This is a genomic window from Nocardia rosealba (assembly GCF_020216065.1).
In the GTDB taxonomy this organism is placed as follows: domain Bacteria; phylum Actinomycetota; class Actinomycetes; order Mycobacteriales; family Mycobacteriaceae; genus Nocardia; species Nocardia rosealba.
On the sequence record NZ_JAIWNA010000002.1, the window covers coordinates 205,154 to 227,009 of the forward strand.

Annotated in this window: 22 protein-coding genes; 7 read left to right on the forward strand and 15 right to left on the reverse strand. The window is 69.5% G+C overall.

Annotation, left to right across the window (positions count from 1 at the left end):
• Nucleotides 1-13: 13 nt before the first annotated feature.
• The 8 genes from LDL21_RS07715 to LDL21_RS07750 are packed head-to-tail and all read right to left on the reverse strand — an operon-like array spanning nt 14 to nt 7,778.
• On the reverse strand, nt 14-826 hold the full coding sequence (locus LDL21_RS07715; protein WP_181700054.1) for a carbohydrate ABC transporter permease: 813 nt from the start codon (nt 824-826) through the stop codon (nt 14-16).
• On the reverse strand, nt 816-1,769 hold the full coding sequence (locus LDL21_RS07720) for a carbohydrate ABC transporter permease (protein ID WP_225279408.1): 954 nt from the start codon (nt 1,767-1,769) through the stop codon (nt 816-818). Before LDL21_RS07720 ends, LDL21_RS07715 begins: the two co-directional genes overlap by 11 nt.
• Nucleotides 1,769-2,626 carry a metallophosphoesterase gene (locus tag LDL21_RS07725; protein WP_225280310.1) on the reverse strand — a complete coding sequence of 286 codons (858 nt, stop codon included), beginning with the start codon at nt 2,624-2,626 and terminating at the stop codon, nt 1,769-1,771. The genes LDL21_RS07720 and LDL21_RS07725 overlap by 1 nt, the downstream gene beginning before the upstream one ends.
• Nucleotides 2,626-3,993, reverse strand: a complete 1,368-nt coding sequence (locus LDL21_RS07730) for an ABC transporter substrate-binding protein (RefSeq protein ID WP_225279409.1) — start codon at nt 3,991-3,993, stop codon at nt 2,626-2,628. Before LDL21_RS07730 ends, LDL21_RS07725 begins: the two co-directional genes overlap by 1 nt.
• A 31-nt stretch (nt 3,994-4,024) precedes the next feature.
• On the reverse strand, nt 4,025-5,155 hold the full coding sequence (locus LDL21_RS07735) for an ABC transporter ATP-binding protein (protein WP_225279410.1): 1,131 nt from the start codon (nt 5,153-5,155) through the stop codon (nt 4,025-4,027).
• Between the two features lie 8 nt (nt 5,156-5,163).
• Nucleotides 5,164-6,084, reverse strand: coding sequence for an alpha/beta hydrolase family protein (locus LDL21_RS07740; protein ID WP_225279411.1), 921 nt, complete (start codon nt 6,082-6,084; stop codon nt 5,164-5,166).
• Nucleotides 6,081-6,605, reverse strand: a complete 525-nt coding sequence (locus tag LDL21_RS07745) for a YiiD C-terminal domain-containing protein (RefSeq protein ID WP_225279412.1) — start codon at nt 6,603-6,605, stop codon at nt 6,081-6,083. Before LDL21_RS07745 ends, LDL21_RS07740 begins: the two co-directional genes overlap by 4 nt.
• Before the next feature lie 12 nt (nt 6,606-6,617).
• A complete protein-coding gene (locus LDL21_RS07750) occupies nt 6,618-7,778 on the reverse strand; it encodes an acyl-CoA dehydrogenase family protein (RefSeq protein ID WP_225279413.1) in 1,161 nt (386 codons plus the stop codon).
• A gap of 145 nt (nt 7,779-7,923) precedes the next feature.
• On the opposite strand from LDL21_RS07750, the gene LDL21_RS07755 reads away from it, so the two are divergent.
• Together LDL21_RS07755 and LDL21_RS07760 are read left to right on the forward strand one after the other, a co-directional pair.
• On the forward strand, nt 7,924-8,856 hold the full coding sequence (locus LDL21_RS07755; RefSeq protein WP_372462154.1) for a PDR/VanB family oxidoreductase: 933 nt from the start codon (nt 7,924-7,926) through the stop codon (nt 8,854-8,856).
• 88 nt (nt 8,857-8,944) lie between these two features.
• Nucleotides 8,945-9,646 carry a DUF8020 domain-containing protein gene (locus tag LDL21_RS07760; RefSeq protein ID WP_067639477.1) on the forward strand — a complete coding sequence of 234 codons (702 nt, stop codon included), beginning with the start codon at nt 8,945-8,947 and terminating at the stop codon, nt 9,644-9,646.
• Between the two features lie 97 nt (nt 9,647-9,743).
• Here LDL21_RS07760 and LDL21_RS07765 read toward each other — a convergent pair whose 3' ends face one another.
• On the reverse strand, nt 9,744-10,970 hold the full coding sequence (locus tag LDL21_RS07765; RefSeq protein ID WP_225279414.1) for a cytochrome P450 family protein: 1,227 nt from the start codon (nt 10,968-10,970) through the stop codon (nt 9,744-9,746).
• Between the two features lie 153 nt (nt 10,971-11,123).
• On the opposite strand from LDL21_RS07765, the gene LDL21_RS07770 reads away from it, so the two are divergent.
• The gene (locus LDL21_RS07770) at nt 11,124-11,591 is read left to right on the forward strand and encodes a PaaI family thioesterase (RefSeq protein ID WP_225279415.1); all 468 of its coding nucleotides are present in this window, start codon (nt 11,124-11,126) and stop codon (nt 11,589-11,591) included.
• 57 nt (nt 11,592-11,648) lie between these two features.
• Here the strand turns inward: LDL21_RS07770 and LDL21_RS07775 are convergent, their stop codons facing one another.
• From LDL21_RS07775 to LDL21_RS07800, 6 genes are read right to left on the reverse strand one after another with little or no spacing between them, the layout of a single operon-like run.
• A complete protein-coding gene (locus LDL21_RS07775; RefSeq protein ID WP_225279416.1) occupies nt 11,649-12,491 on the reverse strand; it encodes an acyl-ACP desaturase in 843 nt (280 codons plus the stop codon).
• A 3-nt stretch (nt 12,492-12,494) separates the two neighbouring features.
• Entirely contained in the window at nt 12,495-13,328 is an 834-nt protein-coding gene (locus LDL21_RS07780) for an SAM-dependent methyltransferase (RefSeq protein ID WP_225279417.1), read from the reverse strand.
• On the reverse strand, nt 13,325-13,591 hold the full coding sequence (locus LDL21_RS07785; RefSeq protein WP_181700033.1) for an acyl carrier protein: 267 nt from the start codon (nt 13,589-13,591) through the stop codon (nt 13,325-13,327). Before LDL21_RS07785 ends, LDL21_RS07780 begins: the two co-directional genes overlap by 4 nt.
• Nucleotides 13,588-14,124 carry a PaaI family thioesterase gene (locus LDL21_RS07790; protein WP_225279418.1) on the reverse strand — a complete coding sequence of 179 codons (537 nt, stop codon included), beginning with the start codon at nt 14,122-14,124 and terminating at the stop codon, nt 13,588-13,590. Before LDL21_RS07790 ends, LDL21_RS07785 begins: the two co-directional genes overlap by 4 nt.
• On the reverse strand, nt 14,124-14,912 hold the full coding sequence (locus LDL21_RS07795) for a ferritin-like domain-containing protein (RefSeq protein WP_225279419.1): 789 nt from the start codon (nt 14,910-14,912) through the stop codon (nt 14,124-14,126). The genes LDL21_RS07790 and LDL21_RS07795 overlap by 1 nt, the downstream gene beginning before the upstream one ends.
• Before the next feature lie 39 nt (nt 14,913-14,951).
• Nucleotides 14,952-16,604 carry an AMP-binding protein gene (locus tag LDL21_RS07800; RefSeq protein WP_225279420.1) on the reverse strand — a complete coding sequence of 551 codons (1,653 nt, stop codon included), beginning with the start codon at nt 16,602-16,604 and terminating at the stop codon, nt 14,952-14,954.
• 214 nt (nt 16,605-16,818) lie between these two features.
• On the opposite strand from LDL21_RS07800, the gene LDL21_RS07805 reads away from it, so the two are divergent.
• The 4 genes from LDL21_RS07805 to LDL21_RS07820 are packed head-to-tail and all read left to right on the forward strand — an operon-like array spanning nt 16,819 to nt 21,839.
• A complete protein-coding gene (locus tag LDL21_RS07805; protein ID WP_225279421.1) occupies nt 16,819-18,057 on the forward strand; it encodes a cytochrome P450 in 1,239 nt (412 codons plus the stop codon).
• Nucleotides 18,054-19,277 (forward strand): cytochrome P450, encoded by a 1,224-nt coding sequence (locus LDL21_RS07810; protein WP_225279422.1) that lies wholly within the window; start codon nt 18,054-18,056, stop codon nt 19,275-19,277. The genes LDL21_RS07805 and LDL21_RS07810 overlap by 4 nt, the downstream gene beginning before the upstream one ends.
• Nucleotides 19,274-20,566: an NAD(P)/FAD-dependent oxidoreductase gene (locus LDL21_RS07815; protein ID WP_225279423.1), complete on the forward strand. Its 1,293-nt coding sequence runs from the start codon at nt 19,274-19,276 to the stop codon at nt 20,564-20,566. Before LDL21_RS07810 ends, LDL21_RS07815 begins: the two co-directional genes overlap by 4 nt.
• Nucleotides 20,567-20,591: 25 nt before the next feature.
• Entirely contained in the window at nt 20,592-21,839 is a 1,248-nt protein-coding gene (locus LDL21_RS07820) for a cytochrome P450 (RefSeq protein ID WP_225279424.1), read from the forward strand.
• Nucleotides 21,840-21,856: the final 17 nt, after the last annotated feature.

Consider the following 21,856-nt stretch of genomic DNA (forward strand, 5'->3'; position numbering starts at 1 on the left):
AACATCCGGGTGCTCACTTGAGACCCGAGCGGACGAAGGCGTTCACGATGTGGCGCTGTAACACCAGGTAGAGCAACAGGACCGGTAGGCAGGCGAGGCTGGCCAGGGCCATCATGGGACCCCACTGGTCGCCTTCGGTGCCCATGAAGCTGCGCAGGCCCAGCTGAAGGACGTCGTTGGACTGGCGCAGCACCACGGCGGGCCAGAAGTATTCGTTCCAGGCGTTGATGAACAGCAGGATGCCGAGGGCGGCCAGCGCGGGGCGCAGGTTGGGGACGACCACGGTCCACAGGATGGCCCAGGAGGAGCGGCCGTCCATTTTCGCGGCCGCGATGAGCTCCTTCGGGAATGCCGACATGTGCTGGCGCAACAGCAGCACGCCCAGCGCCGAGCACAGGGTCGGCAGCACGCAGCCGATGAGCGTGTTGATCAGGCCCAGCTCGTTGAGCAGGATGTAGTTGGGCAGCATGGTCACCTGGAACGGCACCAGCCAGACGCCGACGAACGCGAGGTACATCAGCCGCTGGAGCGGAAAGGTGTACATGGCGAACGCGTACGAGGCGAGCAGCGCGATGAGCAGCTGCCCGGCCGCGGACAGGATCGCCACGAAGAACGTGTTGGCGATCAGGCCCGCGACATCCACCTTCTGCGCCGCGTCGAGGTAGTTGTCGATCGACAGCGGCCACGGCAACGGCGCGAGCGAGGTGACGTCCTCGGGCCGGCGCAGTGCCGTGGCGAACAGCCAGTAGATGGGGAATACACAAAGCAGCGCCGTGCCGGCGAGCAGCAGGTGGCTGCCCGCCGCGCGCAGACGGTCAATCATCATGGACGGCAACCTTTTCCGATATCCAGACCAGCACCGCGGCCAGCGCGCCGAAGCCGACGAACAACAGCACACCCGCCGCGGCGCTGAGCCCGGCGTCGAAGCTGTGGAACGCGTAGTCCCAGAGCAGGTAGTAGATGTTGGTCGTGGCCTGCGACGGACCGCCCTGGGTCATCGAGTCGATCAGCGGGAAGGACAGGGTGGGACTGAGCAGCACGGTGGTGAGCACCAGGAACAACAGGGTGGGGGAGAGCAGGGGCAGCGTGATCCAGCGCCGGATCTGCCCCGGTGTCGCCCCGTCGACCCGCGCGGCTTCGCTGTAGTCGCCGCTGATCCCGGCCAGTCCGGCCCAGACCACCAGCGTCGCGAAACCGAGCAGCTGCCAACCGGTGATCGCGATGATCACCGCCTGCGCGGTCGAGGCGTCGTAGACCCAGTTGTGGCCGGTGCCGAGCAGCTGGTCGACGAATCCGGTGCCAGGATGCAGCAGCCACCGCCACACCGCCGCCGCGGCGACCGGCGCGACGAGGAACGGCGCGAACACCAGCGCCTGATAGACGGTCCTGGCCCGGCCGTGCACGCGCCGGCTCGCCAGGGCGATGAGCACCGGCAACAGCACCGTGAACGGCAGCAACCCGAGGATCAGGGTCGCGGTGCGGCCGAGGGATCCCCAGAATGCCGGAAGGTCCAGCAGCCGTTCGTAATTGGCGGTGCCGACCGGTTTCATCGGGGCCGTAGGCAGCAGGTTCCACGAATACGTGGACAGCTCGACCGCCTGGGCCAGTGGCTGATAGGTCCACACGACCAACAGGACGAGCGCGGGCGCCAGATACAGGTAGGGCGCGACGAGACGGGTCAGCGCGCGGCGGGTGAACCGGCGCGGACCCGCCGCGGCGGTGCTCGGCACCGCCTGCGCCGGGTCCTGCCGATCGTCGATGACGAACATCACCGCGTCCGCGTGGCGATCGCCGCGAGTTGCTCGAGCACCTCGGCCTCGGGACGGTCGTAGACCGAGACCGCCGGAGTCGCCTCGACAGCCGTCGCGAGCATCGTCTCGCCGATGAGATCGATGCGGCTGTAGCCGAATCCGGCCAGCCCACGGTGCCTGCCCACCGGAGCCATCGGATCGATCCGATACGACAGCGCCGGACCGATCCACACCGGGATCCCCGCCACCGCCGCCGCGGCGGTCAGATGATTGTGCCCGCACAGGATCATCCGCACATCGGAGCCCGCGAGCACGTCGGCCAGCCGTTCGGCGTCCTCGAGCTTGAGGAAGTCGGCGGTGGCCACCGGCGAGGGAATCGGCGGATGGTGCAGCACGAGCAGGGTGCCGCGCGGGGCGGGCACGCGCAGCCGCTCGGTCAGCCAGGCCAGCTGCTCGAGTTCGAGCCTGCCCTCGTGCCGCAGTGGTGTCGTGCTGTCGAGCACGATGACTCGCAGGCCCGCGATCTCGACGCACGAATCGTGCGGCAGGGCCGCATCAACCGAACCGGGGGCGCGATCGAGCAGCTCCTCGCCGAAGGCCACCCGCTCGTCGTGATTGCCCATCACGTAGACGATCTCGGCGCCGAGCTCGGCCGCGACCGGCTCCACGGCCGCCCGCAGCCGCCGGTACGCCTCGGGTGACCCGTTGTCGGACAGGTCACCCGAGAGCACCAGGGCATCGACATGCTGCCCGGCCGCGCGCAGCTGGGTGAGCACCCGCGCGAGGTTGGCGTCGGTGTCGACGACACCGTGGACGAGCTCACCGGCCGGACGCAGGTGGGTGTCGGTGAGCTGGACGATGGTCAGATCACTCATCATGCCGCCGGGATGAGCTTGGCGCCCTCGGCCTGCGCCGCGGTCAGGGTCGCTTGCGCATCCTTGCCCTGGAAGACGATCGCCTCGACCGCGTCCATCATGCCGTCACGCATCTGCAGATAGTTGTTGCCTGGCATGGAGACCCACGGCTCCATGGTGGCGAGCTGGGCGACGTTCGGCTTCAGCAGCGGGTTCTTCGCGGCCCAGTCCTGCAGGCCGTCGGGCTGGTCGAGCAGGCCGGTGCGCAGCGGCAGGTAGCCGATGTTCTGCGCGATCTTGATGTAGGACTCCTCGCTGGTGAGGAACTTGATCAGCTCCCACGAGGCCCGCTGCTCGGCCGGATCGTTGGACAGGATGTGCAGGCCCGCACCGGAATTGGTCGGCACGGTCGGCTTGTCACCGAACGCGGGCATCGCCGCCGAACGCAGATCCCACTTGTCCTTGGCACCGGTGACGAAGGTGCCCTGGATCGCGCTGGTCTCGAGGATCATGCCGATCTCGCCGCGCGCGAACGCCTCGTAGCCCTGCTTCTGGTTGAGCTTGGGCATGCTGCCCGAGTTCACCAGGTTCTGCGCCATCTGCGTCACCTCGACGACGGGCGCGTCGGCATAGGTGAGGGTGCGCCGGTCCTCCGAGATGACCCGGCCGCCGTTGGAACGCACCAGCGACTGGAAGCACCAGTCCTTGGCGGTCTTGGTCAGGCAGTCGATGTACACACCGCCCTTGCCGGTGCGGTCGGCGATCTGCCGGGCGGTGGTGGCGACCTCGGCCCAGGTGGCCGGCGGCTCGGCCGGATCGAGCCCGGCCTCGGTGAACAGCGAGGCGTTGAAGTACAGCACCGGGGTGGAGAACACGAACGGCACGCCGTAGGTGTGGCCGTTCCAGTCGTCGAGGACGCGGGCGCGCGGTGCGTAGGCGTGGCGACCGTCGAAATTGCGGGCCACCTCCTGCGTGCCGACGAGCGTGTCGATCGGCTTGGCCTGTAGCTGGTTGATGGTGAAGTCCAGATCGGAGAAACCGAGCTGCGCGACATCGGGCGGGGTGCCCGCGACCATCTGGTTCTGGATGCTGGAGATGGTGTCGGTGGCCGGGTTCGGGCTGTTGCCCTGCGGCTTCTGCGCAGTCACCTTGATATTGGGGTACTTCTTGCCGAAGTCGGCGATCAGCGCGTTGAACGTATCGGTCCAGGCACCGGCGAGACCGTAGTTGTAGGACTCGAAGGTGATCGAGACCTGCTGGTCGGGCTTCAGCTCCGGAATCTGCGCGGTGGAAGTAGTGTCCGAGGACACGGTGCCGCCCAGACCGCAGCCGCTCAGGGCGACGGCGGTGGTGAACACCACGCCCAGGACGGGCAAGGTGCGTTTCATGGTGGTTCTCCTCATCGAGTGGTGCGGGAAATCAGGGGACGGGCACGGCCGCCGCGTCCACGGCCTTCGGCGAATCCGGTTGCGGCGCACGCCAGGCCAGCCGCAAGCCCGTGTCGGGGTCGAACAGGTGGATATCGGCGGGATCCACGCGCAGGGTGATGTTCTCGCCCGCGGCGACCCCGGCCGGTCGCGCGGCACGCACGCACAGGCTGGTCGCGCCCGCGTCGAGATGCACCAGTTCCTCGCTGCCCAGGTTCTCGACCATGCGCACCGTCCCGCGGACGTCGTTGGCCGCGGGATCGATGCGCAGGCGCTCGGGGCGAATGCCCGCGATCACCGGGGTGGCGGCGTCGAGCTCGTCGGTGATGGCGAGGGCGGCGTCGACCCCGTCGGCGGTCACCCGCAGCGTGCACTCGGCCGCGGTGACGACGGCGGGGAACAGATTCATCGGTGGCGCGCCGAGGAATCCGGCGACGAAGGTCGAGCGGGGCTGGTCGTAGAGCTCGGCGGGTGTGCCGCACTGTTCGACCCGGCCCTCGTTGAGCAGCGCGATGCGCGAGGCCATCGTCATCGCTTCGACCTGGTCGTGGGTCACGTAGAGGAACGTCGCCCCCAACCGCTGGTGCAGGGCGATCAGTTCCGCGCGCGTCGCACTGCGCAGTTTGGCGTCGAGGTTGGACAGCGGCTCGTCCATCAGGAACGCGCCGGGATCGCGAACCATGGCCCGCGCCAACGCGACTCGCTGCCGCTGTCCACCCGAGAGCGCCACCGGCCGACGGTCCAGCAGCGCCGACAGCTCCAAGGTGGCCGACACCTCCGCCACCCGCTTGTCGATCTCCGCGCGCGGCCTGCGCCGGGCCCGCAGCGGGAAGCCGATGTTCTTGGCCACAGACAGGTGCGGGTAGAGCGCATAGCTCTGGAACACCATCGCCAGGTCGCGTCGTTGCGGCGCGGCGTCGGTGACGTCGGTGCCGCCCACCAGGATCCGGCCCTCGCTCGGTTCCTCCAGTCCGGCGATCATCCGCAGCAGGGTCGATTTGCCGCAGCCGCTGGGGCCGAGCAATACCATGAATTCGCCGTCGGCGATGTCGAGGCTCACCTCGCGCACCGCGTAGTCGGTGTCGAACTTCTTCGACACCGCCTGGATCTGCAGTCGTGCCACGTCTCTCCTCAGGCCGGCGCGGAGCCGGTGGTGATCCAGCGCGACACCTGGGTCGCGATCGCGGGCGAATCCTTCAACCAGGCGAAGTGATCGCGGTGCTCGACGGCGGAGTCCGCGTCGATGTGCCACTGGGTGACCTGTGCGGCGGGCATGCGCGACACCAGGAAGTCGACATTGGACTTCGGGCCGAGCACGTCATCGGACAGCGAGATCGCGAGCACCGGCAGCGTCATCTCCGCCAGCAGCGAGTTGTAGCGACGGTTGGTACCGCGCGGACGGTAGTAGCTGGTCAGCGAGTGGATCGACCAGTCGACCATCACCCCGCCCGGCATCGGCGCCGGGATCAGCACCCCACCCGGCCAGTGCCCCTTGACGCGGGCGACCAGACCGATCCACTGGATCTGGCTCAGCGCCTCGAACCAGCGGCGCGGACCGAACGCCCACCAGAACACGGTGCCGGTGCCGATCACGGTCACCCCGGCGACCCGCTCGGGTTCGGCGGCAGCGAACAGCAGGGCCAGCTGGCCACCCAGGCTGTGCCCGAACAGGTGCAGCGGTGCCTGCGGGAAGCGCTCCTCGATCGCGGAAACGATGGCGGGCAGGTCGATTTCGAGCATCTCGCGGTACCCGAAGTCGGTGTGCTCGCCCAGCGCGGGCTCCGCCTCGCCGTGCGCGCGCAGATCGACGGTGGCCACCGACAGCCCGGTGGCGTGCAGCGCCTTGGCCAGCGCCTGGTAGTTGCGGGCCTTCATCGCCATCGCGGGCAGGATCAGCACCACGGGGGCAGTGGGGTCGGCGGCGGCCAGCCGGCGCAGGGTGAACCGCACTCCGTCGACGGTCTCGACTGTGCTGGTGTCAGGCGTGGTCGCGGGCCCGTCCGCCACCCGTCCGCCCCCGGTCGCGGAATCGCTGGGCGTTGCGGAATTCATTGGTCGTCCGTTCCGGCGATGCGGACATCGCACACGTAGTCGAAGGTGAATTCGGCGGTGAGCACGTCGTTGTCGTCGAGCAGTTCGGCGCGGCCGGACAGGCCGTAACGGGCGTTCGCGGTGGCGGCCAGGATCATGGCCAGCTCCGCGGCTTCGACGGTGGCGACCGCACGGATGCGGCCACGCGCCGGCTTCCGGTAGGCGGCGGTGCCGCCGCGCAGGATCAGCCGGTCGATGGTGTGCAGGCGGTGCGCGGCCGCGCCGACGAACGCCGCGGCGCCCGCGATGTCGGCGGCGGTGAACAGCGCGCCCGCGTGGACGGTGCCCATGTGGTTGCACATCACCGGTTCGGCGGGGATCTCCACCACCGAACGCGTGGCCGAGATCTCGGTGATCAGAGTGCCGACGTGCGCGCCGAACGGTACAAGCGCCTGCGAGGCGTCGCGCAGATAGCCGAAGTCGACGGCGTCGGGATCGAGGGCGGGGTAAGCGGCGCCGAATCCGGCGATGCTGCGGGTCATCTCGTCGTCCTCTCAGCGCGGCCCGCGCAGGACGCGCCGCGCGATCGACCAGCGCAACACCTCCGACGGACCCTCGTAGATGCGGAAAGCCCTGGCCTCCACCAGGAATCGGGCCACCAGGTAGTCCTCGCAGACGCCGAGCCCGCCGTGCAGTTGCACCGCGCGGTCGAGCACCCGCCACACCGCCTCGGAGACGAAGGTCTTGGTGATCGATGCCTCGTGCCTGGCCTGCCCGGAGGTGGCGCCGTGCTCGTCGATCGTGGCGGCGGTGGCCCGGACCAGGCTGCGCGCGGCGGCGATGTCGATCTCGTTGTCGGCGATCAAGCCCTGTGCCATACCGTGGTCGGCGATCGGGACCCCGAACGACTGCCTGCCGGTGATGTGCTCGGCGGCCAGCTGCTGGGCGCGCACCGCCAGTCCCAGCCAGTTCATGCAGAACACCAGCCGCGACGGTGCCAGCCGCGCCTGCGCCAGGTCGAGGCCGCCGCCGACGGTGCCGAGGATCGCGGACTCGTCGACTTCGCAGTCCACGAACTCGACCTCGCAGTGTCCGCCCGGGGCACTGGTGTGATCCAGCGTCGGCATCCGACGCCCCACCCGCAGACCGGGATTGTCCTGGTCCACCAGGAACATCGTCGGACCGTCCGTGGTCGCGGCGACACAGATGGTGAACGCGGCGCCCTGCGCGCCGGTGGTGAAGTGTTTGCGGCCGTTGATGACCCAGCCGGTGTCGGTCTCCTCGGCCACGGTCGCCAGCATCCGCGGATCCGAGCCCGCACCCGGGGCAGGCTCGGTCATGGCGATGGCCGAGCGCGCCTCGCCGGAGGCCAGCGGGGCCAGATACCGCTGCTGCTGTTCGGGGTTCGCCACCGCGGCCAGCAGGTGGATGTTGCCGTCGTCGGGAGCCCAGGCGTTGACCGCCAGTGGGCCGAGCAGGCTGGCGCCCGCCGCCTCGAGCACCTCGGCCTGCGCCCTGGTGTCGAGACCGAGGCCGCCGTAGGCGGGATCGGACAGGGGGCCGAAGACACCGGCTTCCTTGGCCTTCTTCTGCAAATCGAGGCGTAAGGCGTCGTCGGTGACCCGGCCACCGACCACGACCTCGCGTTCCACCGGAATGACGTGATCTCGAACGAACTGCCTGGTCCTGTCGACCAGTTCCGACACGGGAGTCATGCCGCCAGTTTCGGGCGGCGGGCAGGTCGGCGGCCGGGGCGATAGTGAACGTCGATCGGTCCAATCGTCTCGCCATGCCATGGCGGCGAACCGGGCGCCGCTGCACCACGGTGATCTCGACAACGATTCCGCCGAGGGGATGGGCATGACCGAAGTGAGGGTGCGGGTGATCGACCGCACCGAGGAAGCCGACGCGGTGTTCGCCCTGGTGCTCGCCGCGGTCGACGGCGGGCAACTGCCCGCCTGGACGCCGGGCGCGCACATCGACGTGGCGGTGGGTGCCGCCGGGGTGCGCCAGTACTCGCTGTGCGGTGACCCCGCCGACCGGGACCACTGGCGGATCGCGGTGCTGCACGAACCTCGTGGCCGGGGCGGTTCGGCCGCGCTGTTCCGGACAGCGTTGCCCGGCACCACACTGTCGGTCTCGTTGCCACGCAACAACTTCGAGCTGACTCCTGCCGCGCGATACACCTTCGTGGCAGGTGGGATCGGGATCACCCCGATCCTGCCGATGATCGCCGCCGCCGACCGGGCGGGTGCGGACTGGACGCTGCACTACGGCGCCCGGAGCCGCGCGCACATGGCCTTCGCCGACGTCCTCGCCGCGGACCCCCGGGTGCGCCTGGTGCCGCAGGACGAGGCCGGGCTACTGCCGATCGCGGAGATCCTGGCCGACCGGCCGGGCGCGACCGTGTACTGCTGCGGTCCGGAACCGCTGCTGGCGGCGGTCGAGGCAGCGGGCGCGCTGGGCGGTGTCACCGTGCGCACCGAACGTTTCGTGCCACGGCCGGTCGTGCCCGCGGGGGCCGACACGGCGTTCGAGATCCGCTTGGCGCAGACCGGCCGCACGCTGCGGGTGGCGGCCGACCGGTCCATCGTCGACGTCCTCGAATCGGCGGGCATCGCGGTACTCACCTCGTGTCGCGAAGGCACCTGCGGCAGTTGCGAGACCCCGGTGCTCGACGGCGAGGTGGATCATCGCGACTCCCTGCTCACCCCTGCGGAACGCGCCAGCGGCGCCACGATGATGCTCTGCGTCTCGCGGGCCCGCTCCGGCGTCCTGGTGCTCGACCTGTGAGCGCGCGCGGAATCGATTGTCCCCCAGAACGTGCGCGTAACGGACGCGCCCGATTCCCGTCCGGGAATGTGAGAGGAAGAAATATACGATGAGGAAATCTGCTGCGGCCGCGGCGCTGCTCGCCGCCGCGATCGGCGTCACGGCCGGTATCACCGGCTCGGCGTCGGCCCAGGCCCCCGCCCCGATCGAGTTCACTGCGCAGGAAGTGGCCGGTAAGTCCGTCATCACCACAGGTGCCGGCTCCATGGTCGTCGAGGACGGCGCGTTCAAGGTGAAGGCGCCCGACGGCACCACCGTCGCCGCCACCCCGCTGACCTTCCGGCTGGACGAGTTCGAGTTGCCCATCGTGGCCGAGATCGCGGGCAACACGGCGACCCTGAGCCCGCAGCTGGATGCCTCGCAGGCCGTCTACAAGCCGGTCGCCCTGCCCTTCGAGGACAAGGCACCGTGGAAGAGCGAATACGAGCGTGAGGTTGCGGCCTGGACCAGGCTGACCACGACCATCTCCACCGGCGCCGCCATCGGCACCCTGGTCGGTGGGATCGGCGGCGCCGCGGTGGGTTGCGTGCTCGGCGGCATCGTCGGCGCCACCGTCGCCGCGGCCACCATCGTCGGCCTGTTCGGCCCGTTCCTGCCCGCCGCCGCGGTCGGCTGCATCGGCGGCATCCTCGCCGTCGGCGCGCTCGGCACCCTGGCCGGGCAGATCTTCATCACCGCGCCCGTGGCCATCGGCGCCGCGATCCAGTACTTCACCACCATCAACCAGCCGTTCAACGCACCGGCGAAGTAACGGTGGTCGAAGACCCGGTATAGAGCGACCGGGGGACACCCGACCCCGCCCGATCCTGCGATCGGGCGGGGTCTTTCGCCGTCCGGCTTCGATGCGGTCAGCGTGTCAGCACAGGCAATGCGAGCAGACCGCGGATGAGCGTGCTGGTCTGCCAGCGTGGCGTCAGGGCGGCCGGGGCCAGCCGCAGGTCGGGGTAACGGCGCTGGAGGGCGGTGACGGCGATCGTGGCCTCGAGCCGGGCCAGCGGAGCGCCGACACAGAAATGGATGCCGTGGCCGAACGCCAGGTGCCCGGTGGTATGCCCATCGGTGGCGAGAGTGTCCGGATCGGCGAACCGTGCCGGATCGCGATTGGCGGCTGCCACCGACACGTAGACGAGTTCACCCTGCGGTATCTCGGTGCCGCCGAGGGTGACCGGCTCGGCGGTGTAGCGCACCGTGGCCATGTCGACCGGCCCGTCGAACCGCAGGAACTCCTCGATCGCGCGGGGCACCGCCGCCGGGTCGGCGCACAGCGCCTGCCACTGTGCCCGGTCGCGCAGCAGCGCGTTCATGCCGTTGCCGATCAGATTGACGGTGGTCTCGTGCCCGGCGACCAGCAGCAGGAACGCCATCGACACCAGCTCCTTGTCCGTGAGCCGGTCGCCGTCGTCGTCGGCCAGCACCAGTTCCGAGAGCAGATCGTCGGCCGGATCGGCCTGCTTGGCCCGCACCAGATCGGCCAGATAGCCGACCATGGCGGCGCCTGCGGCCGGGCGCTCTTCGTCCTCGCCCTCGCCGACGACGGTGACCAGTGCGCGGGTCCACGCCTGGAAATCGTCACGGTCGGCGAACGGCACCCCGAGCAGCTCGCAGATCACGGTCACCGGTAGGGGATTGGCGAACTCTTCCATCAGATCGAACTCGTCGCGGTCGGTGGTCGCGTCCAGCAGGTCCTCGGTGATCTCCTCGATACGGGGACGCAGCCCGGCGACCTGCTTGGCGGTGAACGCCTTGTTCACCAGCTTGCGCAGGCGCGTGTGCGCCGGCGGGTCGGTGCCGAGCATGTGGCTCAGCAGCGCGCTCACATTCGGGTCCGACCGCGTAACGCGGCGCTTCTCGTGCAGGATCGCCTCGACCTGTCCGACATCCTTGGCCAGGCGCGGATCGGCCAGTGCCGCACGGGCTTCGGCGTAGCCGATGATCACCCAGCGGACCACGTCGTCGGGAAAGCGGACCCGATGGACCGGGCCCGCGGCGCGCCAGCGCCGGTAGTGGGTGTGCGGATCGTCGAAGAAGTCGGCGCCGATGGACTCGACGCGGGGAGCAGCGGTGGTGTCGGCCATCTGACCGACGGTACCGGCGTCCGGCGAACGATTCGGCGGGTGCGCGCGATCCCGATCAGGCAATCGGAGTTCGGCATGGAATGGGCTGCGGCAAACCGCAATTCACTCGAGGCTGCTCGAATGGGAGGCAAATCGTCCGCAGGGAGGAAAATCATGACAAGTACCGACATGGACGTCGACGTGATCGCGCAGCGGCGGGTCGACGAATTGACCGCGGTATTCGAACGCGGACTGCGAGAAAAACTGGGTGTCGGTGATTCGCTCGGAATTCGCTTGGAAAGCGCGTCGAAAGGGCGCGCACGCTACTTTCTCGACCCGAATCCGGCGACCATCAACGCGATGTTCACGGTGCACGGTGGTGTCCTGGCGACCCTCCTGGACACCGCCATGGGCAGCGCGGTGTTCACCGAGCTCGGCGACGGCATCGCCTACACCACGCTGGAGCTGAAGGTGAACTTCATCCGGGCCGTGACCCTGGACGGCAGCAGGCTCACCTGCGACGCCACCGCCGTGCACGTCGGGCGGCGCACCGCTACCGCGGAGGGGCGCATCACCGATGCGGCGGGCAAGCTCATCGCCCACGGCTCCACGACGATTCTCGTACTGGCACAGGGCAACTGACCGCACGGCACCGGCCCCGCGCCCGAGCCGATCGGGGGCGGGGCCGGTGCCGTCGGCTCAGGCCAGCGAACGGCAGCTCTCGACGAACGCGACGAGCTCGTCGATCGGCTCGGTTCGCGTGTCGACCGCGCGGTCGATCACCTTCACGAGGTGTTCGTAAGCGGCGGTGTGGTCGTAGTCGGCGACCTCGGCGATGCGCAGCGCCCACCGCCAGTAGCCGCGCAGCGTGTCCGACAGCGGCATCCGGAAATGGGCGATCACGTCGCGGATGGGCGCCACCACCGCGTCACCGTCGTGGCGCAGGTACCGGGTCACCACCTCGGCCATGAAGCTGAAATGTCGTGCCTCGTCACGGGACAGCCGGGTGAGGACCGCGGCGAGCACCGGATCGGCGACGACGTCGCGCAGCTGCTGGTAGTACATCTGCGTCGCCTTCTCCTGCACCAGCGCGTAGGCGAAGAACTGCACGGGATGGTTGTAGGGCAGGTCGAACGGTTTGTGCCCTTCGATCGCCAATTCCGTACGCAGCGTCGACCGTTCGGCCATGCCCGCTGCCTCCTGGTAGCGGGCCAGTGCCCTGGCGTGGGTGTCCTCCTCGAGCGCCCACCGCACGGTGAAGTGGTAGAGCTCCCGATTGTGTTCGAAGGTCGGCAGATCCACGCTGTCGTCGACCGGGAAATGCCGGTGGTAGACATCGAAATAGCCGGGCAGGTGGTCTTCGATGAGGGTGACGAACTGGACCGCGGATCGTTGTCCCTCGGTGAGCCTGCCCGCGTCGGCGGCCGTCCAGTCGAAGGCGGTCTCCACGTCCCAGGCGCGGGCCGCGGGGGAGGCGGCGAGGAAGCCGTCGACCGCGGCGGTCAGCTCGGTCACGGGCAGCAGCCCCGGTGTGCTGATCATGTCCTACCTGGCATTCCGGCAGACCAGCGCGTAGTGCTTGGTGGTGTAACCCCAGCCCGCGTTGGCGATCTCGAGATAGTGGCGCAGCTTGGCCGCCAGGCCGGCGCCGTGCGCGTCGATGCGGTCGGCGGCGGCGTCGACATTGGCGATCCAGTCCTCGATCGTGCGCCGGTAGTTCTCGGTGAGGTCGTCCACCGAGATCACCGAGAAGCCCGCGTTCTCGGCGGCCGCGACCAGTTCCGAGAGTGGGCGCAGTTCACCGAAACCGAAGATGTCCTCGCGGACGAACCCGGTGCCGACGCGATCGTCGAACGCGGTACGGGTGGCCGCGTTGCGGAAGCAGCTCTCCGACACGTAGAGGGTGCCGCCGCGGCGCAGCACCGCCTTGGCGCGGCGGAACACCTCGTCGGGCTCGGGCATGTGCACGATCGAGCCGAGCAGGGTGACGGCGTCGAAGCCGCGCGCGGGCAGATCGAGCTGCTCGAAATGCCCGACGCGGGTGCGCACCAGCTCGCTCACCCCACGGGCGGCGGCCTGCGCGGCGATGTAGTCGTGCTGCCGCGGCGCTGGGCTGATTCCCAGTGCGCGGCAACCTAATTCGCTCGCCATGTAGAGGATCAGCGAACCCCAGCCGCAGCCCACGTCGAGCAGCTGTTCCCCGCCGCGCAGCCCGAGCCGCTCGGCGACGAAACGCAGCTTGTTGCGCTGTGCGGTCGCCAGGGTGTCGTCGGCGGATTCATACAGTGCCGCACTGTATTTGCGCAGCGGGTCGAGGAAATCGCCGAAGATGTCAGGATCGAGATCGTAGTGCTGATTGGTATCGGCGACGACCGTCATGCCGACCGCCCCTCGCGGACAGAGCGCTCCACCACGGCGGTGACCTCGGCCAGGGTGGACATGCCGAAGACGTCGGAGTCCTCGAGCTCGATGTCGAAGGTGCGCTCGATGCGGGCGATCATCCGCAGCACCCGCACCGAATCGACACCGGCCATGGCGCGCAGGTCGGCGTCGGGGGTCAGCTCGGCGGCGGGTAGGCCGGTTTCGGAGATCGCGATCTCGGTGACCGTGCGCAGGATGGTGTCGGCGGAAGTGGTTGTCATGGCCGGGCTCCGTTCGGGGAGAAGGTTTTCGCCGTGGACAGGGCGTGGTCGAGCAGGGCGACTTCGTCGTCGTCGAGGGTGAGCTGGTCGCGGACCGCGTGCAGATCGAAGGGCTGATAGGTGGCCGTCGACGACGCGCACACCGCGCCGTCCGCGTCGAGGATCTCCGCGTGCGCGGCGATCGGTCCCGGCCCGCGCTCGGGCGGAAGCATTGCCACGCAGCGGTATTCGCGATCGATCAACAGGGGTGTGAGGAAACGGGTGCGCTGGGAGACGGTGAAGGCGGGTACGTTGCGCGCGAGCACGATGAGGTTGCCCATCACCTCGTCGCACACCACGCCGATCAGACCACCGTGTACGACACCGGGATAGGACTCGAAGGCCCGACCGAGCCGGAACGCGGCCTCCAGCGCGCCGTCGGGGCGCGGGGTGAAACTCAGGCGCAGCCCGGCGGCATTGTGCGGGGAGCAGCCGAAGCAGTGGTAGTCGGGGATCACCGACCACGGCACCACGACGGCGTCGGCGGCGGTCATCAGGCGATGGCGTCGGCCAGCGCGCGACGCACCTTCGCGTTACTGGACAGGTCGAGCCCGGTGATGGAGGCGAAGGTGCGGCGCACCTTGTCGTGCAGCACCTCCAGCTCGCCTTCGGCGGCGACCTGCTCGAGGAACAACTCGAAGCCCGTGTCGATGGTCTCGTGGTCGCCGAGTTCGGCGATGCCTGCCTTGAAGGTGCTCACCGGGTGCTTGATCTTGGCCTCGGAGCTGTAGACGTACAAGGTTTCGAGCACCGAGGGCAGTTCCTCGGGGCGCTTCTTCAATCGCTCGTTGGTGTAGTGGATGAATTCGCGCGCGTGCCCGGCTTCGTCGCGACTGGCGTTGAGCAGCAACTGCTTCAGCACCGGTTCGGCCACCCAGCTCGACACCGCGCGGTACACGTGGTTGACGGTGAGCTCGGAGATGATGTTGGTGGCCAGGGTCGCCGAGGGCGTGCTGCCCGGTGCGTAGGGCTCGCGCATGGCGTCGACGGCACGGTCCTCGACGTCCTCACCGATCGCGCCGAGCCAGGAGCGGAACGCGTAGTGGTGCTGCACTTCCTGATAGCCCCACACCACCGCGAAGGTGGAGAAGTCGTAGTCGTCGACGAATTCGTTGAGGAAGCCGTGTACCGCGGCGATCACATTGGACTCACCCATGGCCGCGCTCTTGGCGAGGGTGATGTATTCGGGGCGGACCAGCGTCGGGTCGACGGCGGGCAGGTCGAGATCGCTCAGTTTCCAGTGCAGGCGTTCGTAATGGCGGAACACGTCAAAGCTGTGCACGAGGCACTCCGTTCGATCGAGGGGGAGCCGGGCGCGGCGTCATCGCCGGCCGATCAGATCGCGGGCGGCGAGGCGTTGGAGCTTGCCGCTGCTGGTGCGGGGGATGCTGCGCGGTGCGACCAGGTGCACCTGGACCGCGCCGAGCCCGAGCTGGGCGGTGACGGCGGCGCGGATGGCGTCGGCGAGCGCGTCGGCCGCGGCGCCGGTGCGTTCGGTTTCGGCGATGAGAGCGATCACGTCGTCACCGGCGGGATCGACGGCGGCGGTGCAGCGGCCCTTGTGGACGCCGTCGAGGTCACGGACGGCGGCCTCGACGTCCTGGGCGTAGTAGTTCACGCCGCGCACGGTGATCATGTCCTTGCAGCGGCCGGTGACGAACAGTTCGCCGCCGCGCCGGTAGCCGAGGTCGCCGGTGCGCAGCCAGCCGTCGACGAACCGGTCGGCCACGGCCTCCGGGTCGGCGGTGAGATACCCGTCGGTGACCGGGGCGCCTTGGATCAGGATCTCGCCGACCCGGCCGTCGGGTAGGTCGGCGCCGGTGTCGGGGTGCACGATCCGCACGGCGATCCCGTCGACGGGCGCGCCGACCGAGGCGACCGCCCGCGCCCCGTCGGCGTCCCGCGCGACCACGTCGGCGACCGCGGCGTCCGCGAGCAGGGCACGGTCGACCCACTCGAACACCGGCTCGCGCAGCAGCGGTGGAAACGCGACGGCGAGGGTGGCCTCGGCCATGCCGTACACGCCGAACATCGTCGACGGCGCGAAACCGGCGGGCGCGAACCGCTCGCGGAACGCGCTGACCACCGATTCGGCGATCGGTTCGGCACCGTTGAACGCGATCCGCCAGTGCCCCAGGTCGTAGTCGGTGACCCGCTCCGGTGGGATCGCCGCCAGCAGCGTCTCGTAGCCGAAGTTCGGCATCGCGGTGATCGTGGTCTCGGTCGCGGCGAACTCGGCGAGCCAGCGCGCCGGATCCTTCACGAACGCGAGCGGCGACCACACGTGCGCCGGGATGCCGCGCAGCACCGCCGACAGGGTGCCGAAGAGGCCCATGTCGTGGAACAGCGGTAACCAGAACCCGCCCTGATCATCGAGCCCGAGATCGATACCGGTGCGGATGGCGGCCAGTCCGCTCACCACATTCGCGTGGGTGAGCCGCACACCCTTGGGCAGCGCGGTGCTGCCGGAGGTGAATTGCACGATGGCCAAATCATCGGGGTCCGGCGTCGGCAGGATGTCTTCGTCGGCGGTGACATCCTCGACGAGCGCGCCGGTGTCGACGAATTCGACGCCGATGTCCCCGATCAGCGGAACCATCGAGGCGAATCGGGGTGAGACCAGAACCGTCCGCATGCCCGCGGCGGCGGTGATCGCCGCCAGCTTCGTCGGGTAGGCGGCCGTCGCCCTCGCGCCCGCGGGCAGCGGCAGGGGAGTGGCGGCAGCGCCCGCCGCGGCGATGCCGAACAGGGAGGTCAGGAATTCCGGCGCGTTGGGGCTGAGCACGCCGACGGGTTCGCCACGGCCGATCCCGCGTCGCACCAAGGCGGTCGCCGTCGTCCGGGCGCGTGCCTGTATCTCGGCGTTGTCCAGCTGCTCCGACACCGACCAGAACGTCGCCGTGACGCGCGGTCGTTCGGCGGCGACCCCGGCCAGCAGGGTGGTGAGCGTGTCGCTCGAACGCGAGGAATTCATGCCGGAAACGACAACAGTGCCATATGACATCGCGTTGAACGAATAACGAAATACGCGCGCCGATAATCACCGTCGATCGTCCAATTGCTCTGCCTGATAAAGATATTCGACTATCGCCCGATCGGAGCAGACAATACTGCACGAATTCACGGCCACCGCGCGGCGACGATGAGCGGCGAAATCCCCGCACCGAAATCGCCTCTAGGAGCTGCCGGTGACTTCCGATCATGTCGCGGTCGAGGACCCGACCCCGGTGCAGATCGCGGTGCTGGAGAGCGTCGCGCCGCACTGCCGCCACGACCCCTATCCCAGCTACGAAACCCTGCGCGCCGCAGGGCCGTTCGTGCCGGGCCCGCGCGAGACCCACCTGGTGCCGCGGCACGCGCAGGCCCAGGCGATCCTGAGCGATCCGCGCTGGAGTCATGCCGAGGAGCCGGACCTGCTGCACGGCGACAGTGACGTGGAGTTGCCCGGCTCCTTCCTGTGGATGGAACCGCCGGACCACACCCGCCTGCGCGGCCTGGTCGGCAAGGCGTTCACCGCCCGAACCGTCGCGGGGCTGCACGAGCGCGCCGACCGGCTCGTCGACGGGCTGCTCACGGCGATGCTGGCCGATGCCGAGACCGATGTGCTCGAGGCGCTGGCCTACCCCGTGCCGCTGACCCTGATCTGCGAACTGCTCGGTGTTCCCGCCGAAGCCCACGCCCACGTGCGGGAGATCTCCGCCCACATCGCTCGTGGCCTCGACCCCGACACCCTGCTGAGCCCCGCCGAGCTGGCCGCGCGCACCGAGGCGGTGCACGCGTTCGACGCGTTCTTCGGCGACCTGATCGCCCAGCGCCGCGCCGACCCGCGCGACGATCTGATCACCGCGCTGGTGCACGCCGAAGAGGCCGGGGTCCGGTTGACCAGGACCGAACTGATCGGCACCCTGCTCATCCTGGTGGTGGCCGGGCACGAGACCACGGTCAACCTCATCGGCAACGGCCTGCTCGCCCTGATCCGCCATCCCGACCAGTTCCAGCGGCTGCGCGAGGACCCCGCGCTGTGCGCGCCCGCCGTCGACGAGGTGCTGCGCTACGACCCACCCGTGCATCTGACCACCCGCACAGCGCGGCACGAGATCGAGCTCGCCGGAAAAACTTTCGTCCCCGGCGACGCGGTGATCGTGCTGATCGGCTCGGCCGCTCGTGATCCGGAGGCCTTCCCCGAGGCCGACCGCTTCGATATCGGCCGCTACCTGCCGGGCAGGCGACCCGAACGGCACCTGTCGTTCGGTCTCGGCCTGCACTACTGCCTGGGCGCACCACTGGCCCGCCTCGAGATGCAGGCCGTGCTGCGCGCCGTCGCCACCCGGGTCGAGCGGATGCATCTGCTCGCCGAACCGCCGTATCGCCCGAATGTGGTCGTGCGCGGCATGTCCGAACTGCGAATCAGCCTGGAGGGCCGATGAGTACCGCTGTCCCCGCCGACCTCACCTTCGATGCCTTCGCCCCCGACCATCGCGCCGACCCGTACCCCGCCTACGCGCGGGTCCGCACCGCCACCCCGCTGTTCCCGTACGAGCTCGGCGAGGTGCCGGTGCGCCTGGTGACCCGCTACGAGGAGTGCGCGGCGGTGCTCACCGGCGCCGACTGGGGTCACGGTTACGCGGCGGGCATCAGTCCCTTCCGCGACACCAGCGCCGCCATCCCCGGCTCGTTCGTCCGCATGGACCCGCCCGAGCACGGCCGCTACCGCAAGCTGGTGGCCAAGGCGTTCACCCCGAAGATGATCGGCGAGATGGTGCCGGTGGCCGGCACGGTGGTCGACGGGTTGGTCGATGCGGCCCTCGAGCGCGGCGAACTCGACGTACTCGAGGATCTGGCGGTTCCGCTGGCCGTCGCCATGGTCGCGGTCCGGCTGCTCGGCGCAGACGTCGCCGACGGCCTCAGCTTCCGCGCCTGGCAGTTGGCCATCGCCCGCGGCAGCGACCCCGACTCGCTGCTCGGTCCCGACGACATCAGCGCCCGCACCGACGCGGCCATCGCCTGCATGGGCCATTTCGCCAGGCTGATCGCCGAGAAGAAGCAGCGGCCGGGCACCGACCTGCTCAGCGAACTGGTAGCGGCCAGCGTGGACGGCGACTTCCTCACCGAGCCCGAGGTGATCGGGATGTCACTGCTGCTGCTCGTGGCGGGCATGGAGACCTCGATCAACCTGATCGGCAACGGGATGCTCGCCCTGCTGCGGCATCCCGATCAGCTCGCGCTGCTGCGCGCGCATCCCGAGCTGATCGGCCCCGCCATCGACGAGATGCTGCGCTACGACGCGCCCACCCAGTTCACGATCCGGGTCGCGCTGGCCGACACCCGGGTCGGCGAGCACAGCTTCCGCCGCGGCGACGGCGTCGTCGTGCTCACCGGCTCGGCCAATCGCGACGAACGGGTCTACCACGACCCCGACACCTTCGACATCACCCGCTTCACCGGAAACCGCCCGCCGCGTAAGCATCTCGGCTTCAGCCTGGGAATCCACTACTGCGTCGGCGCGCCGCTGGCCCGCATCGAAGCAGAGGCCGCGATCCGCACCCTGCTCGACCGGGCGCCCGATCTGGCCCTGGCCGAGCAGTCGATCGAGTACCGGCCCAGCCTGATCCACCGCGGCGTCCGCCACCTCCCGGTGACCCTGTGACCGCGCCGCGGCAGCACGCGCTCGTCATCGGCGCCGGGGTCGCCGGGCTGCTGGCGGCGCGGGTGCTCGCCGAGCGTTTCGACCGGGTCACCGTGGTGGAACGCGACGAGCTGGACGCGAAAGAGACTGTGCGCCGCGGTGTTCCGCAGGCCTGGCATCTGCACGGCCTGCTCGACCGGGGCCGCCGGATCATGGAGGAGCTGTATCCGGGCTTCACCGAGGAGGCCGTCTCCGACGGAGCGACCGTGGCCGAAGTGCTCGTCGGCACCCGCTGGTATGTCGGCGGTTCCCGGCTGGCGGCGGGCGCGACCGGACTCACCTCGCTGATCGCGACCCGGTCGCTGCTCGAAACCGTCCTGCGCAGGCGCACCCTGCGGATGCCGGGTATCGAACTGCTGACCAGGACGACCGTGCAGGGCCTGGTCGGCGACGCCCAGCGAGTGCGCGCCGTCCGGGTGACCGGCCCGGCGGGGGAGCAGACCCTGGCGGCCGATCTGATCGTCGACGCCAGCGGCCGCGGCTCACGAATCACCCTGTGGCTCACCGCGATCGGTGCGAACGTGCCCGACGAGGAACGCCTGGAGGTCGACCTCGGCTACGCGTCGCGGTTCTTCCGGCACCGGCCGGGCCAGCTCGACGGCCAGGCCTCGGTGATCGTGTCGACCGGTGCCGACGGGCGCGGTGGCGGCGCGGTGCGGGTGGAGGGTGACCGCTGGCACGTCACCCTTGCCGGGATGCTCGGCGATCATCCACCGACCGACGACCAGGGGTTCCGCGCGTACGCCGCGTCGCTGTCGGCGCCCGATATCCACACCATCGTGGTCGGCTCCGACGCGCTCGGCGAGCCGGTCCCGTACCGCTTCCGCACCGCCGTGCGCCGACGCTTCGACCGCCAGAGTGCCGCGCCCGCAGGGCTGCTCGTGCTCGGGGACGCCCAGTGCGCGTTCAACCCGCTCTACGCCCAGGGCATGACAGTGGCCGCGCTGCAAGCCGCCGCTCTGCGGGACTGCCTCGACGCCGACGACCTGCCCGCCCGCTTCTACGCGGCCGCCGCCGACGCCGTCGCGGTGGCCTGGCAACTGGCCGCCGGCTCGGATCTGCGCCATCCGGGCGTCGAGGGCAGGCGCACCCTGCGCACCCGCCTCACCGCCGTCTTCGTGACCAGAGTGCAGCGCGTGGCCCACAACGATCCGCGCGTGGCCAGGACCTTCTTGCGAGTCGCCCACCTGGTCGACCCACCCGCCGCGCTCACCGCGCCGGGCATGCTGCGCCGCATCCTCCTGCCCTGACCACCACCCACGAGGAGACCCACCCATGACCTCCACGATCGACACCGACGCCGTCCAGACCGCTCTGATCCAGCTGTTCGGCCCCGACGGCCGCGCCGACCCTTACCGCCCCGCCCGCGTACTGCGCGAAGCGGGCCCGATCCACCAGACTCCACTCGGCCATCACGTGCTCACCCGCTACGAGGACTGCGCGGCGGTGCTGTCGACCACCGCGTGGAGCCACGCCGAGGAGGCGGCGATGATGCACCCGACGGTGTCGCCGGAGAACGCCCCCGAGGAACTGCCCACGTCGTTCCTGTGGATGGAGCCGCCGGACCACACCCGCCTGCGCAACCTCGTGACCAAGGGATTCACCCCGCGCATGGTGACCCGATTGCGGCCCCGGATCGAGCAGTTGTGCGAACAGCTCGTCGACGACGCCGTGGCCGCGGGCGAATTCGACCTCGTCGAACTGATCGCCTACCCGCTGCCGTTGATCATCGCCTGCGAGCTGATCGGTGTGCCGAAGGAGGCCTACGACCAGGTGCACCGCTGGTCGCAGGACCTGGCCCGCGGCTTCGATCACGACTACACGCTGCCCGAGGAATGCCTGCGGGCGCGCAGTGCGGCCTCGCGCGGATTCATGGGCTACTTCCGTGAGCTGCTCAACGAACGCCGCGTCAGCCCACGCGACGATCTGCTCAGCGCGCTGTCCCAGGTCGAGGATCGCGGTGACGTGCTCTCCGAACAGGAACTGCTCGCCACCTGCATCACCACCTTCGTCGCCGGGCACGAGACCACCGCCAATCTCATCGGCACCGGCATGCTGCGCCTGCTGCGCAACCCCGACCAGATCCAGGTGCTGCGTGAACGTCCCGAGATGCTCGCCCACGCACCCGACGAACTGCTGCGCCTCGACCCGTCGGTGCAGATCACCACGCGCGCCGCGACCCGGCCGATCACCGTCGCCGGGCACCGGTTCGAGCAAGGCGAAGGTGTTGTGGTGCTGATCAATTCGAGCAACCACGACCCCGCCGCCTTCCCCGACCCGGAGCGGCTGGACGTGACCCGATACTCCGACCCGAAGAACCCGGCCAAGAAGCACCTGGGCTTCAGCCTCGGCATCCACTACTGCCTCGGCGCCCCGCTGGCACTGCTCGAGATGGAGATCCTGCTCGACGTACTGTTGCGCAAGGTCGGCTCGCTGGAACTGCGCAGCGAGAATCCGCCGTTCAAGCCGAATGTCGTCATCCGCGGCCTGGAATCGCTACCTGTAGCCGTCACCCCGGCCTGAGCGACGAGTTGGTCGGC

Excerpts from the sequence above, each read along its gene's own strand:
- LDL21_RS07715 (WP_181700054.1), bottom strand. The coding sequence starts at position 826 with ATGATGATTGACCGTCTGCGCGCGGCGGGCAGCCACCTGCTGCTCGCC.
- LDL21_RS07720 (WP_225279408.1), bottom strand. The coding sequence starts at position 1,769 with ATGTTCGTCATCGACGATCGGCAGGACCCGGCGCAGGCGGTGCCGAGC.
- LDL21_RS07725 (WP_225280310.1), bottom strand. The coding sequence starts at position 2,626 with ATGAGTGATCTGACCATCGTCCAGCTCACCGACACCCACCTGCGTCCG.
- LDL21_RS07730 (WP_225279409.1), bottom strand. The coding sequence starts at position 3,993 with ATGAAACGCACCTTGCCCGTCCTGGGCGTGGTGTTCACCACCGCCGTC.
- LDL21_RS07740 (WP_225279411.1), bottom strand. The coding sequence starts at position 6,084 with ATGAATTCCGCAACGCCCAGCGATTCCGCGACCGGGGGCGGACGGGTG.
- LDL21_RS07745 (WP_225279412.1), bottom strand. The coding sequence starts at position 6,605 with ATGACCCGCAGCATCGCCGGATTCGGCGCCGCTTACCCCGCCCTCGAT.
- LDL21_RS07750 (WP_225279413.1), bottom strand. The coding sequence starts at position 7,778 with ATGACTCCCGTGTCGGAACTGGTCGACAGGACCAGGCAGTTCGTTCGA.
- LDL21_RS07755 (WP_372462154.1), top strand. The coding sequence starts at position 7,924 with ATGACCGAAGTGAGGGTGCGGGTGATCGACCGCACCGAGGAAGCCGAC.
- LDL21_RS07760 (WP_067639477.1), top strand. The coding sequence starts at position 8,945 with ATGAGGAAATCTGCTGCGGCCGCGGCGCTGCTCGCCGCCGCGATCGGC.
- LDL21_RS07765 (WP_225279414.1), bottom strand. The coding sequence starts at position 10,970 with ATGGCCGACACCACCGCTGCTCCCCGCGTCGAGTCCATCGGCGCCGAC.
- LDL21_RS07770 (WP_225279415.1), top strand. The coding sequence starts at position 11,124 with ATGACAAGTACCGACATGGACGTCGACGTGATCGCGCAGCGGCGGGTC.
- LDL21_RS07775 (WP_225279416.1), bottom strand. The coding sequence starts at position 12,491 with ATGATCAGCACACCGGGGCTGCTGCCCGTGACCGAGCTGACCGCCGCG.
- LDL21_RS07780 (WP_225279417.1), bottom strand. The coding sequence starts at position 13,328 with ATGACGGTCGTCGCCGATACCAATCAGCACTACGATCTCGATCCTGAC.
- LDL21_RS07785 (WP_181700033.1), bottom strand. The coding sequence starts at position 13,591 with ATGACAACCACTTCCGCCGACACCATCCTGCGCACGGTCACCGAGATC.
- LDL21_RS07790 (WP_225279418.1), bottom strand. The coding sequence starts at position 14,124 with ATGACCGCCGCCGACGCCGTCGTGGTGCCGTGGTCGGTGATCCCCGAC.
- LDL21_RS07800 (WP_225279420.1), bottom strand. The coding sequence starts at position 16,604 with ATGAATTCCTCGCGTTCGAGCGACACGCTCACCACCCTGCTGGCCGGG.
- LDL21_RS07810 (WP_225279422.1), top strand. The coding sequence starts at position 18,054 with ATGAGTACCGCTGTCCCCGCCGACCTCACCTTCGATGCCTTCGCCCCC.
- LDL21_RS07820 (WP_225279424.1), top strand. The coding sequence starts at position 20,592 with ATGACCTCCACGATCGACACCGACGCCGTCCAGACCGCTCTGATCCAG.